This is a genomic window from Pseudomonas sp. FeN3W, from assembly GCA_030263805.2.
Lineage (GTDB): Bacteria > Pseudomonadota > Gammaproteobacteria > Pseudomonadales > Pseudomonadaceae > Stutzerimonas > Stutzerimonas stutzeri_G.
The window spans coordinates 3,910,902-3,923,425 of record CP136010.1; the positions used below are offsets into that span (position 1 = coordinate 3,910,902).

The 12,524-nt window shown below is 60.3% G+C and carries 11 protein-coding genes and 2 tRNA genes; all 13 read left to right on the forward strand.

All coding sequences use genetic code 11. The annotated features are described in order from the left end of the window. The first annotated feature begins 15 nt into the window (after positions 1 to 15). The 13 genes from folP (at position 16) to pnp (ending at position 12,424) form a co-directional block, all read left to right on the forward strand. Entirely contained in the window at positions 16 to 867 is an 852-nt protein-coding gene (gene folP, locus P5704_018430; protein WOF77992.1) for a dihydropteroate synthase, read from the forward strand. Between the two features lie 10 nt (positions 868 to 877). Next, positions 878 to 2,215, forward strand: a complete 1,338-nt coding sequence (gene glmM, locus P5704_018435; protein WOF77993.1) for a phosphoglucosamine mutase — start codon at positions 878 to 880, stop codon at positions 2,213 to 2,215. A 65-nt stretch (positions 2,216 to 2,280) separates the two neighbouring features. Next, on the forward strand, positions 2,281 to 3,036 hold the full coding sequence (gene tpiA, locus P5704_018440) for a triose-phosphate isomerase (protein WOF77994.1): 756 nt from the start codon (positions 2,281 to 2,283) through the stop codon (positions 3,034 to 3,036). A 4-nt stretch (positions 3,037 to 3,040) separates the two neighbouring features. Continuing rightward, on the forward strand, positions 3,041 to 3,424 hold the full coding sequence (secG, locus tag P5704_018445; GenBank protein WOF77995.1) for a preprotein translocase subunit SecG: 384 nt from the start codon (positions 3,041 to 3,043) through the stop codon (positions 3,422 to 3,424). Positions 3,425 to 3,431: 7 nt separating this feature from the next. After that, positions 3,432 to 3,517, forward strand: a tRNA-Leu gene (locus P5704_018450). Positions 3,518 to 3,611: 94 nt separating this feature from the next. Beyond that, positions 3,612 to 3,688, forward strand: a tRNA-Met gene (locus P5704_018455). A 127-nt stretch (positions 3,689 to 3,815) separates the two neighbouring features. Continuing rightward, on the forward strand, positions 3,816 to 4,274 hold the full coding sequence (gene rimP, locus P5704_018460; GenBank protein ID WOF77996.1) for a ribosome maturation factor RimP: 459 nt from the start codon (positions 3,816 to 3,818) through the stop codon (positions 4,272 to 4,274). 47 nt (positions 4,275 to 4,321) lie between these two features. After that, positions 4,322 to 5,803, forward strand: coding sequence for a transcription termination factor NusA (gene nusA / locus P5704_018465; GenBank protein WOF77997.1), 1,482 nt, complete (start codon positions 4,322 to 4,324; stop codon positions 5,801 to 5,803). A gap of 28 nt (positions 5,804 to 5,831) precedes the next feature. Beyond that, positions 5,832 to 8,333 carry a translation initiation factor IF-2 gene (gene infB, locus P5704_018470; GenBank protein WOF77998.1) on the forward strand — a complete coding sequence of 834 codons (2,502 nt, stop codon included), beginning with the start codon at positions 5,832 to 5,834 and terminating at the stop codon, positions 8,331 to 8,333. 126 nt (positions 8,334 to 8,459) lie between these two features. Beyond that, complete coding sequence (gene rbfA, locus P5704_018475; GenBank protein WOF77999.1) at positions 8,460 to 8,849, forward strand: 30S ribosome-binding factor RbfA; 390 nt, start codon at positions 8,460 to 8,462, stop codon at positions 8,847 to 8,849. Positions 8,850 to 8,851: 2 nt separating this feature from the next. Further along, positions 8,852 to 9,769, forward strand: a complete 918-nt coding sequence (gene truB, locus P5704_018480) for a tRNA pseudouridine(55) synthase TruB (protein ID WOF78000.1) — start codon at positions 8,852 to 8,854, stop codon at positions 9,767 to 9,769. Between the two features lie 114 nt (positions 9,770 to 9,883). After that, on the forward strand, positions 9,884 to 10,153 hold the full coding sequence (gene rpsO / locus P5704_018485; protein ID WOF78001.1) for a 30S ribosomal protein S15: 270 nt from the start codon (positions 9,884 to 9,886) through the stop codon (positions 10,151 to 10,153). A 165-nt stretch (positions 10,154 to 10,318) separates the two neighbouring features. Next, a complete protein-coding gene (gene pnp / locus P5704_018490; protein ID WOF78002.1) occupies positions 10,319 to 12,424 on the forward strand; it encodes a polyribonucleotide nucleotidyltransferase in 2,106 nt (701 codons plus the stop codon). The last annotated feature ends 100 nt before the right edge of the window (positions 12,425 to 12,524 follow it).

Below are 12,524 nucleotides of genomic sequence, written 5' to 3' on the forward strand. Positions count from 1 at the left end.
GCTCAAGGCTCGTAAATGACCGAATCGTTTCCTCACGCTCGGCTGGTCTGTGGCAGCCGAGCGCTAGATCTTTCCCGTCCGCATGTGATGGGCATTCTCAATGTCACGCCCGATTCTTTCTCTGATGGTGGCCGCTTTGCCGAGCGCGAAGCAGCGCTGCGGCATGCCGAAGCAATGGCGGTGGCCGGGGCTACGCTGATCGATGTTGGTGGCGAGTCTACGCGCCCTGGCGCACGCGCCGTCTCGCCGACCGAGGAGCTGGAGCGGGTCGCACCGATCGTCGAGATGATCGCGCGCGAGCTCGACGTGGTCGTTTCGGTGGATACGTCCACGCCCGCAGTCATTCGCGAGTGTGCGAGGCTGGGTGCTGGGCTGATCAACGACGTGCGCTCGCTGCAGCGCGACGGCGCGCTGGATGCCGCGGCTGGCGCTGGCCTGCCAGTCTGCCTGATGCATATGCGCGGCGAGCCCGGCGATATGCAGAACGATCCCCGCTATGACGACGTTGTGGAAGAGGTTTGTTCGTTTCTTGAGCAGCGAATGAGTGCGTGTGTCGCGGCAGGGATCCCGAGCGATCGCATCGTTCTCGACCCCGGCTTCGGGTTCGCCAAGACGCTGAGTCATAATCTTGTGCTGTTCAGGCGCATGGAGGTGCTTCATCGACTGGGGCGGCCGTTGCTGGTCGGAGTCTCGCGCAAGAGCATGATCGGTGCCGTGCTGGGTCATCCCGTCGATGAGCGTTTGTACGGCAGCCTGGCATTGGCGGCGCTTGCCGTAGGCAAGGGGGCGCGGATTGTGCGTGTGCACGATGTTGCCGAGACGGTTGATGTGGTTCGAATGATTGCTGCAGTGCAGGCGGCGGAATAGGGAAGGCACCATGAGTAGAAAATATTTCGGCACCGATGGAATTCGTGGGCATGTCGGGCAGGCTCCGATCACCCCGGACTTCATGCTCAAGCTGGGTTGGGCGGCTGGCATGGCCTTTCGCAAACAGGGGAAGTGCCGGATTCTGATCGGCAAGGACACGCGTATTTCGGGCTATATGTTCGAGTCGGCGTTGCAGGCTGGCTTGTCGGCGGCTGGCGCGGACGTGCTGTTGCTTGGGCCTATGCCCACCCCCGCGGTCGCCTATCTGACGCGTACTTTCCACGCTGAGGCGGGCATCGTGATCAGCGCCTCGCACAATCCGCATCACGATAACGGAATCAAGTTCTTTTCCGGTCGCGGCACCAAGCTTCCTGATGAAGTCGAGCTGATGATCGAGGAGTTGATCGATGCGCCGATGACCGTGGTCGAGTCGGCGCAGCTTGGCAAGGCGTCCCGCATCAATGACGCGGCTGGCCGTTATATCGAGTTCTGCAAGAGCAGCGTGCCGACCAGCACCGATTTCTCCGGGTTGAAACTGGTGATCGACTGCGCACATGGCGCGACCTACAAGGTGGCACCTAGTGTGTTCCGTGAGCTGGGCGCCGAGGTGGTCGTGATAGGTGCGCAGCCGGACGGTCTGAACATCAATGCCGATGTCGGCTCCACTCATGTTGGGCAACTGCAGAAGGCGGTTGTCGATCATGGGGCGGACCTGGGCATCGCCTTCGATGGCGACGGCGACAGGGTAATGATGGTCGACCACACCGGTGCAGTCGTGGATGGCGACGAACTGCTTTACATCATTGCGACGGATTTGCAGGAGCGAGATCGGTTGGCTGGGGGCGTGGTCGGCACGCTGATGAGTAACCTGGGGCTTGAGCTTGCCTTGAAAGCGCGGGAAATACCTTTCACTCGTGCCAAGGTGGGGGATCGCTACGTGATCGCGGAGATGCTCGAGCGCGGCTGGGCATTGGGCGGGGAAAACTCCGGGCATATAGTCTGTGCGCAGCACACTACGACGGGCGATGCGATCATCGCGGCCTTGCAGGTGGTGCTGGCACTTCGTCGGCGTGGCCAGACGCTCGCTCAGGAGCGACTGGCCTGGCACAAGTGCCCTCAGGTGCTGATCAATGTGCGCTTTGCTGGCGACCGCGATCCTATCTCACATCCTAGTGTGCAGGCTGCTTGCGACAGTGTTACTGAGCGCATGGGTGGGCGTGGCCGCGTGCTGTTGCGCAAATCCGGAACCGAGCCGCTGGTACGTGTCATGGTTGAAGGCGATGACGAAAGTCAGGTGCGTGGCATGGCTGAGGAACTGGCGAAGGTCGTCACCGAAGTTTGTGCGTAATCGCGCTTGCCAGGGCGTTTGCTGTTGAGTAACATCTGCGCCCACTTTGACCGATGAGGTAAAGCATGCGTCGCCCCATGGTAGCTGGTAACTGGAAAATGAACGGTACCCGCGCTAGCGTCGCAGAGCTTGTCGAATCTCTCCGGATGCAGGTTTTGCCTGCGGATGTCGAGATTGCGGTGTTTCCCTCCGCTGTGCATGTCTCTCAGGTTCTGGATGGTGTTGATGGCAAGCATGTTGCCGTCGGTACCCAGGATTGTGCGGCGCAGAATGGCTTTGGGGCGCTGACCGGTGAAGTATCGGCTGAGCAGTTCGCTGATTTCGGTTGTAAGTGGGTTCTGGTTGGGCACTCCGAGCGCCGCCTGTTGTTGGGTGAGACGGACGAAGTGGTCAGTCGCAAGTTTTTGGCAGCGCAGGTGGGTGGTCTAAAGCCTGTGTTGTGCCTGGGTGAGGCGCTCGAAGAGCGAGAAGCAGGCAAGACGCTTGAGGTGATTGGGCGTCAGTTGGCACGGGTGCTGGATGACCACGGTGTCTCCGCATTCGAGTCGGCGGTTATTGCTTATGAGCCGGTTTGGGCGATTGGTAGCGGCTTGACCGCAACGCCTGAGCAGGCTCAAGAAGTGCATGCCGCCATTCGAGAGCAGTTGTCGCGTCATGATCGCCGCACCGCTGAAGGTGTAAGGCTTCTGTACGGTGGCAGTGTCAAGGCGGAAAATGCCGCTGAGCTATTCGCGATGGCGGATATTGACGGGGGGCTGGTTGGTGGGGCCTCTCTGAAAGCGGATGAATTTGGTGCGATCTGTCGCGCCGCGGGGAACTGAACAGATGTTGCAGACTGTCGTGATTGTGGTGCATCTGCTGGTTGCTCTAGGTGTTGTTGCGCTCGTGCTGCTACAGCAGGGCAAGGGTGCGGATGCTGGTGCTTCGTTCGGTTCGGGTGCTTCGGCAACTGTTTTCGGAAGCCAAGGTTCTGCTACCTTTTTGAGTCGGCTTACTGCTATACTCGCCGGCGTTTTTTTCGTGACCAGTCTGGGTTTGGCGTTCTTCGCGAAGCAGCAGGCTGATCAGTTGTCCCGGGCAGGGCTGCCGGATCCAGCTGTGCTGGAAGTGCCGGTCAGCAAGCCGGCAGTGGAAGACGTTCCTGTGCTCGAGCAGCGCAAGCCTGCGGATACTGCAGGTGATCTCCCCGAGGTGGAGGAAGGGCAATAAGGTTTTTGCCGAGGTGGTGGAATTGGTAGACACGCTACCTTGAGGTGGTAGTGGCCATAGGCTGTAGGGGTTCGAGTCCCCTCCTCGGTACCAAACAAGCAGGCCCGCCTAGTGCGGGCTTTCTTGTGTTTAAGGGTTTCGGTTGACCTGTATTAGGCATGGGTCGTATAATTCGTGCCCAGTTTGACGCGGGGTGGAGCAGTCTGGTAGCTCGTCGGGCTCATAACCCGAAGGTCGTTGGTTCAAATCCAGCCCCCGCAACCAGTCGATAAAGAGCCCCTGTACAGGGGCTTTTTATTAGCTTGAGGCCAGGTCGCCGGCATTTACAGGCGGTCAAAGGGATGGGCGTTTCGCCCATTTTTCATTTGTACAGCATGCGCGAGGGACTTCGATGTCGAGCAAGCTAGAACAGTTGCAGGCCTTGTTGGCCCCGGTGGTTGAGGCGCTTGGCTATCAGTGCTGGGGTATTGAGTTCATTTCCCAGGGGCGGCATTCACTGCTGCGTGTCTATATCGACCATGCCGATGGCATCCTCATCGATGATTGCGAGAAAGTCAGTCGTCAATTGAGCGGTGTGCTCGATGTGGAAGATCCGATCAGCGTGGACTACACCCTTGAGGTTTCTTCTCCTGGCATGGATCGGCCGCTGTTCACGATCGAACAGTACACGGCCCATGTTGGTGACCAGGTAAAAATAAAGCTGCGCTCGCCCTTTGAGGGCAGGCGCAATTTCCAGGGTCTTCTCCGTGGGGTGGAAGAGCAGGATGTCGTGGTGCAGGTGGATGACCATGAATACCTGCTGCCGATCGACTTGATCGATAAGGCCAACATCATTCCCCGTTTTGACTGAGAACGGATCCCGCGGACCCCAATGGATTGCGAAAGGCGAGGCGTACGATGAGCAAAGAAGTACTGCTGGTTGTGGAGTCGGTGTCCAATGAAAAGGGCGTACCGGCGAGTGTGATTTTCGAAGCGCTTGAGCTGGCCTTGGCCACCGCTACCAAGAAGCGCTACGAGGACGAAGTTGATCTGCGTGTGGAAATCAATCGCCACAATGGCAGCTACGAAACCTTCCGTCGCTGGACTGTCGTAGACGACGAGCACTTCGAGGATCCGGCCCATCAGTTGGCATTGGATCAGGCTCAGGCGCGTAATCCCGACGCCAAGCTTGGTGATGTGTTCGAAGAGAAGATCGAGTCCATCGAGTTCGGCCGTATTGCGGCGCAGACCGCCAAGCAGGTCATCGTGCAGAAAGTGCGTGAGGCCGAGCGTGCGCAGGTGGTAGAAGCCTATCGTGATCGTCTGGGTGAGATCATCTCCGGTACGGTCAAGAAAGTGACCCGCGATAGCGTTATCGTCGACCTCGGCAATAACGCCGAAGCGTTGCTGGCTCGCGAAGACATCATTGCGCGTGAAACCTTCCGCGTCGGTGCCCGGGTTCGCGCGCTGCTCAAGGAAATTCGCACCGAGAACCGCGGCCCGCAGCTGATCCTGTCGCGTACTGCGCCGCAGATGCTGATCGAGCTGTTCCGCATAGAAGTGCCAGAAATCGCCGAAGGCCTTATCGAGGTCATGGGCGCGTCGCGTGATCCGGGGTCGCGGGCCAAGATCGCTGTCCGTTCGAAAGACAAACGCATCGATCCGCAGGGCGCGTGCATCGGCATGCGCGGTTCGCGGGTTCAGGCCGTCTCTGGCGAAATTGGCGGCGAACGCGTCGATATCGTCCTGTGGGATGAAAACCCGGCCCAGTTCGTCATCAATGCGATGGCTCCGGCTGAAGTGGCCGCGATCATCGTCGACGAAGACGCTCATGCCATGGATATCGCGGTTGCCGAAGACAATCTGGCGCAGGCGATCGGCCGTGGCGGTCAGAACGTGCGCCTGGCCAGTCAGCTTACCGGTTGGACGCTCAACGTCATGACCGAAGCGGACATCCAGGCCAAGCAGCAAGAGGAAGCCGGCGACATCCTGCGCAACTTCATCGATGAGCTGGATGTTGATGAGGAGCTGGCGCAGGTGCTGGTGGAAGAGGGCTTCACCTCCCTCGAAGAGATTGCCTATGTCCCCATGGAGGAAATGCTTGGCATCGAAGGCTTCGACGAAGACATCGTCAATGAGCTGCGTACGCGGGCCAAGGATCGCCTGCTGACCAAGGCCATTGCCAACGAGGAGAAGCTTGCGGATGCCCAGCCGGCTGAAGATCTGCTGGCACTCGATGGCATGGATAAAGAACTGGCGGTCGAGTTGGCCGTGCGGGGCGTCATCACCCGCGAAGACCTGGCCGAGCAGTCGATAGACGACCTGCTCGACATAGACGGCATCGATGAAGAGCGTGCCGGCAAGCTGATCATGGCCGCCCGAGCCCATTGGTTCGAGTAAGTAATTAGCGGCCTGAGGAGAGAAATGCATGACGCAAGTCACGGTGAAAGAACTGGCCCAGGTGGTCGCCACACCGGTCGAGCGACTGCTTCAGCAGATGCGTGAGGCAGGACTGTCGCACACCAGCGCCGAGCAAGTAGTGACCGATAACGAGAAACAGGCCCTGTTGGCCCATTTGAAAAGCAGCCACGGGGCGAAAGTGGACGAGCCGCGCAAGATCACCTTGCAGCGCAAGACCACCACCAAGCTCAAGGTTGGCGGCAGCAAGACCATCAGCGTTGAAGTGCGCAAGAAGAAGACCTTCGTCAAGCGCAGCGCCGAGGAAATCGAAGCTGAACAGCGTCGCGAAGCCGAGGAGCAACGCGCGGCTGAAGAAGCTGCTCGTCTGAAGGCCGAGCAGGAAGCGCGCGAGCGTGCCGAAGAAGAGGCACGCCGTCAGGCCGAGTCGGCCAAGCCTCAGAGCGAGGCGCCTGCGCCGGCAGCTGTTGAGCCGGCGGTGAGCGCCGAACCTGCGCCGGTTGCGGTCGAGCCTGTAGCTCCTGCGCCAGAGCGTAAGAAGGAAGAGCCGCGGCGTGTCGAGAAGCCACGTAGTGATGACGACGAGCGTCGTGATCGCAAGCATGCGCAGCATCGTCCTTCGCTCAAGACCAAGGCTCCGCTGGCGCGTACCGTACGTACCGGTGAGGACGAGGCCGATGGTTTCCGTCGCGGCGGCCGCGGCAAGTCCAAGCTCAAGAAGCGTAATCAGCATGGGTTCCAGAGCCCAACAGGACCTGTAGTGCGCGAAGTGTCGATCGGCGAAACCATCACCGTGGCCGAGCTGGCCCAGCAGATGTCGGTTAAAGCGGCCGAAGTCATCAAGTTCATGTTCAAGATGGGTTCGCCTGTCACCATCAACCAGGTGCTTGATCAGGAAACCGCGCAGCTGGTTGCCGAGGAACTCGGTCACAAGGTCAAGCTGGTCAGCGACAACGCTCTGGAAGAGCAACTGGCCGAATTGTTGAAGTTCGAAGGCGAGTCGGTCTCGCGTGCACCGGTCGTGACCGTGATGGGTCACGTCGACCATGGCAAGACCTCGCTGCTCGACTACATCCGTCGCGCCAAGGTGGCTGTCGGCGAAGCCGGCGGTATCACCCAGCACATCGGTGCCTATCACGTCGAAACCGAGCGTGGCATGGTCACCTTCCTCGACACCCCCGGCCACGCGGCGTTTACCGCCATGCGTGCTCGTGGTGCCAAGGCCACCGATATCGTGATCCTGGTGGTCGCAGCGGATGACGGCGTGATGCCGCAGACCCAGGAAGCCGTTCAGCACGCCAAGGCTGCCGGTGTTCCGATCGTGGTCGCGGTGAACAAGATCGACAAGCCGGATGCCAATCCGGACAACATCAAGAACGGCCTGGCTGCGCTCGACGTGATTCCGGAAGAGTGGGGCGGCGACACACCGTTCATTCCGGTCTCCGCGAAGATGGGTACCGGCGTCGACGAACTGCTCGAAGCCGTTTTGCTGCAGGCCGAGCTCCTCGAGCTCAAGGCAACGCCGTCTGCGCCTGGTCGCGGTGTAGTGGTCGAGTCGCGCCTGGACAAGGGCCGCGGTCCGGTCGCTACCGTGCTGGTTCAGGACGGTACCCTGCGTCAGGGCGACATGGTCCTGTGCGGCGTCAACTTCGGCCGCGTGCGCGCCATGCTCGATGAGAACGGCAAGCCGGTGAAGGAAGCCGGTCCGGCGATTCCGGTCGAGATTCTCGGTCTGGACGGTACCCCGGAAGCCGGTGACGACTTGACGGTGGTTGCCGACGAGAAGAAGGCTCGTGAAGTTGCGTTGTTCCGCCAGGGCAAGTTCCGCGAAGTGAAACTGGCTCGTGCTCATGCCGGCAAGCTGGAAAACATCTTCGAGACCATGGGGCAGGACGAGAAGAAGACGCTCAACATCGTGCTCAAGGCGGACGTACGCGGCTCGCTCGAAGCACTGCAGGGCTCTCTCAACGGCCTGGGCAACGACGAAGTGCAGGTTCGTGTGGTCGGCGGCGGTGTCGGTGGTATCACCGAATCCGATGCCAACCTCGCACTGGCCTCCAACGCTGTGCTGTTCGGCTTCAACGTCCGGGCTGATGCGGGTGCGCGCAAGATCGTCGAGGCCGAAGGTCTGGACATGCGCTACTACAACGTCATTTACGACATCATCGAGGACGTCAAGAAGGCGCTCACCGGTATGCTCGGCAGCGACGTTCGCGAGAATATCCTCGGTATCGCCGAAGTTCGTGATGTGTTCCGCTCGCCGAAGTTCGGCGCCATCGCCGGTTGCATGGTCACCGAAGGCATGGTGCACCGCAATCGTCCGATCCGGGTGCTGCGCGACGATGTCGTCATCTTCGAAGGCGAGCTGGAATCGCTGCGCCGCTTCAAGGATGACGTCGCAGAAGTCCGCGCCGGCATGGAGTGTGGTATCGGCGTGAAGAGCTACAACGACGTCAAGGTCGGCGACAAGATCGAAGTGTTCGAGAAGGTCGAAGTGGCGCGTTCGCTCTGACGAGCAGCGGTAAGCCTCAAGCGGCAAGCTTCAAGAGGTGGCCTGGCCCACCGATTGAGCTTGCCGTTTGGCTTTTCGGTATTTTTTCGCTTGAAGCTTAGCGCTTGAAGCTTGAGGCAGCTTTATATGGCCAAAGAATTCAGTCGTACCCAGCGTATTGGCGATCAGATGCAGCGCGAACTGGCGCTGCTCATCCAGCGCGAGATCAAGGATCCGCGCCTGGGTCTGGTCACCATCACCGCTGTCGACGTCAGTCGTGATCTGTCCCACGCGAAGATCTTCATCACCATCATGGGGCAGGACGACGATCAGGAAGCAATCAAGGGCAACCTGCGCATCCTTAACGACGCCGCCGGCTTCCTGCGCATGCAGCTCGGGAAGAGCATGAAGCTGCGTACTGTTCCGCAACTGCATTTCAACTACGACGCCAGCATTCGTCGTGGTGTCGAGTTGAGCTCGCTGATCGAACGCGCGGTGGCCGAAGATCGCAAGCACAGCGACGAGCGCGGAGAATAAGCGTGGCACAGGTCAAGCGCGTACGCCGCAACGTCAGCGGCATCATCCTGCTCGACAAGCCGCGAGGATTCACCTCCAATGCGGCGCTGCAGAAGGTCCGCTGGTTGCTCAATGCGGAAAAGGCCGGGCATACCGGAAGTCTCGACCCGCTCGCCACGGGCGTGCTGCCGTTGTGCTTCGGCGAGGCCACCAAGTTCTCGCAGTACCTGCTGGACGCGGACAAGGCCTACGAGACGGTCATGCAGCTAGGTGTCACCACGACCACCGCCGATGCCGAAGGCGAGGTCCTGGAGCGCAAGCCGGTAGCGGTCACCATCGAGCAGTTGGAGGCACTGTTGCCGCAGTTTCGTGGCGACATCCTGCAGGTGCCGCCGATGTATTCGGCTCTCAAGCGAGACGGCCAGCCGTTGTACAAGCTGGCGCGTGCCGGAGAGGTGGTGGAGCGCGAGCCGCGTTCTGTTAATATTGCGCGCCTGGAGTTGCTATCGCTCGATGGCGACAAGGCGCGACTGGCCGTTACCTGCAGCAAGGGCACCTATATCCGCACCCTGGTCGAAGACATCGGTCAGTTGCTTGGTTGTGGTGCGCACGTCGCCGAGCTGCGGCGAACCCAGGCCGGGCCGTTCGACCTGTCGCAGACGGTGACGCTCGAGACTCTCGAGCGGCTGCATGGCGAGGGTGGCGCCGAGTCACTGGATGGGCTCTTGCAGCCGGTGGACAGCGGGCTGGAACACTGGCCGCTGTTGCAGCTGTCCGAGCACAGTGCCTATTACTGGCTACATGGACAGCCGGTGCGAGCGCCGGAAGCTCCCAAGTACGGCATGGTGCGTGTGCAAGATAACAACGGTCGCTTCATCGGCATCGGTGAAGTGAGCGAAGACGGGCGCATCGCGCCACGTCGGTTGATTCGGTCGGAATGACCGTTACGCAGCGCGTTAGCGCGTTGCGTCAGAGGGTGGCTGTCAGCAGGCACGGTCATTTCTCTTTATTAAACACGGGATGATTCCCGGCCTGTTCACTCAAGGAGCCCTATCATGGCACTGAGCGTTGAAGAAAAAGCCCAGATCGTTAACGAGTACAAGCAAGCTGAAGGCGATACCGGTTCTCCGGAAGTGCAGGTAGCCCTGCTGACCGCCAACATCAACAAGCTGCAGGACCACTTCAAGGCCAACGGCAAAGATCACCACTCGCGTCGTGGTCTGATCCGCATGGTTAACCAGCGCCGCAAGCTGCTGGATTACCTGAAGGGTAAGGACACCACTCGTTACAGCACCCTGATCGGTCGTCTGGGTCTGCGTCGCTAAGACGCGCCCGCGCTGGAAGCCGGAAGCTGGAAGCCTGAAGTTGAGAGTGGGATATCCCCCCGATCAGCTTCGGTCTTCCAGCTTTTGACTTTCTTGCAGGTCGTTCCGGGCCGACTCCCGGGCGTTCTGCCAATTTCCCCAAGGCAACAAAGAGAAGGAAAAACCGTGAATCCGGTAATCAAGAAGTTTCAATTCGGTCAGTCGACCGTAACCCTGGAAACGGGTCGTATCGCCCGTCAGGCCTCCGGCGCAGTGCTGGTCACCGTCGATGACGACGTCACCGTGCTGGTGACCGTGGTCGGTGCCAAGACCGCGGATCCGAGCAAAGGGTTCTTCCCGCTCTCCGTGCATTACCAAGAGAAGACCTACGCAGCCGGCAAGATTCCCGGTGGCTTCTTCAAGCGTGAGGCGCGTCCTTCCGAGAAGGAAACCCTGACCTCGCGTCTGATCGATCGTCCGATCCGTCCGTTGTTCCCGGAAGGTTTCCAGAACGAAGTGCAGGTCATCTGCACCGTCGTTTCCACCAGCAAGAAGACCGATCCGGACATCGCTGCGATGATCGGTACTTCGGCCGCCCTGGCTGTTTCCGGGATCCCGTTCGACGGCCCGATCGGCGCCGCACGCGTGGCCTTCCATCCGGAAACCGGCTACCTGCTGAACCCGAACTACGAGCAGCTCAAGGCTTCCAGTCTGGACATGGTCGTGGCCGGCACCAAGGACGCCGTACTGATGGTCGAGTCGGAAGCCAAAGAGCTGACCGAAGACCAGATGCTGGGCGCCGTGCTGTTCGCCCATGACGAGTTCCAGGCCGTGATCAAGGCCGTCGAAGAGCTCGCCGCCGAAGCCGGCAAGCCGCGTTGGGACTGGGCCGCTCCGCTGGCCAATACCGCGCTGCTGGACGCCATCCGTGCCGAGTTCGGCGATGCCATCTCGCAGGCCTACACCATCACCATCAAGCAGGACCGTTATGCGCGCCTGGGCGAGCTGAAGGACCAGGTCGTTGCCAAATTCTCCGGTGAAGAAGGCCAGCCGTCTGCCGGCGAAGTGAAGGATGCTTTCGGTGAGATCGAATACCGCACCGTTCGCGAGAACATCGTCAACGGTAAGCCGCGTATCGACGGCCGCGACACGCGCACCGTGCGCGGCCTGAACATCGAAGTCGGCGTGCTCGACAAGACCCACGGTTCGGCACTGTTCACCCGTGGCGAAACCCAGGCCCTGGTCGTTGCGACTCTTGGCACTGCCCGTGACGCGCAGCTGCTCGATACCCTGGAAGGCGAGAAGAAAGACCCCTTCATGCTGCACTACAACTTCCCGCCGTACTCGGTGGGTGAGTGTGGTCGCATGGGCGCTACCGGTCGCCGCGAGATCGGCCACGGTCGCCTGGCCCGTCGTGGCGTTGCCGCCATGCTGCCGAGCGCCGACGAATTCCCGTACACCATCCGCGTGGTTTCCGAGATCACCGAATCCAACGGTTCCAGCTCCATGGCCTCGGTCTGTGGTGCCTCGCTGGCACTGATGGATGCCGGCGTGCCGATGAAGGCGCCGGTAGCCGGTATCGCCATGGGCCTGGTCAAGGAAGGCGAGAAGTTCGCCGTTCTGACCGACATCCTCGGTGACGAAGACCACCTGGGTGACATGGACTTCAAGGTGGCTGGTACCGCCAAGGGCGTTACCGCGCTGCAGATGGACATCAAGATCCAAGGCATCACCGAAGAGATCATGGAGATCGCTCTGGGCCAGGCCCTGGAAGCGCGCCTGAACATTCTCGGCCAGATGAATCAGGTCATCGCCCAGTCGCGCAGCGAGCTGTCGGCCAACGCACCGACCATGCTGGCGATGAAGATCGACCAGGACAAGATTCGCGACGTGATCGGTAAGGGTGGCGCCACCATCCGCGCCATCTGCGAAGAGACCAAGGCTTCGATCGATATCGAAGACGATGGCTCGATCAAGATCTTCGGCGAAACCAAGGAAGCGGCAGAGGCAGCCAAGCAGCGCGTGCTGGGCATCACTGCCGAAGCCGAGATCGGCAAGATCTACGTCGGCAAGGTCGAGCGCATCGTCGACTTCGGCGCCTTCGTCAACATCCTGCCGGGCAAGGACGGTCTGGTGCACATTTCGCAGATCAGCGATCAGCGCATCGAGAAGGTGACCGATGTACTGAAGGAAGGCCAGGAAGTGAAGGTGCTGGTGTTGGACGTAGACAACCGTGGTCGCATCAAGCTTTCGATCAAAGATGTAGCCGCTGCGGAAGCCTCTGGCGTCTGACAGCTGGCAGTTGTGCAGAAAGGGCCCTTCGGGGCCCTTTTTGTTTGGTCTGTCCCGTCCTGAATGGGGTTTACACCTTCTGATCGATTTTCAGGAGGAT

Excerpts from the sequence above, each read along its gene's own strand:
- folP (WOF77992.1), top strand. The coding sequence starts at position 16 with ATGACCGAATCGTTTCCTCACGCTCGGCTGGTCTGTGGCAGCCGAGCG.
- glmM (WOF77993.1), top strand. The coding sequence starts at position 878 with ATGAGTAGAAAATATTTCGGCACCGATGGAATTCGTGGGCATGTCGGG.
- tpiA (WOF77994.1), top strand. The coding sequence starts at position 2,281 with ATGCGTCGCCCCATGGTAGCTGGTAACTGGAAAATGAACGGTACCCGC.
- secG (WOF77995.1), top strand. The coding sequence starts at position 3,041 with ATGTTGCAGACTGTCGTGATTGTGGTGCATCTGCTGGTTGCTCTAGGT.
- rimP (WOF77996.1), top strand. The coding sequence starts at position 3,816 with ATGTCGAGCAAGCTAGAACAGTTGCAGGCCTTGTTGGCCCCGGTGGTT.
- nusA (WOF77997.1), top strand. The coding sequence starts at position 4,322 with ATGAGCAAAGAAGTACTGCTGGTTGTGGAGTCGGTGTCCAATGAAAAG.
- infB (WOF77998.1), top strand. The coding sequence starts at position 5,832 with ATGACGCAAGTCACGGTGAAAGAACTGGCCCAGGTGGTCGCCACACCG.
- rbfA (WOF77999.1), top strand. The coding sequence starts at position 8,460 with ATGGCCAAAGAATTCAGTCGTACCCAGCGTATTGGCGATCAGATGCAG.
- rpsO (WOF78001.1), top strand. The coding sequence starts at position 9,884 with ATGGCACTGAGCGTTGAAGAAAAAGCCCAGATCGTTAACGAGTACAAG.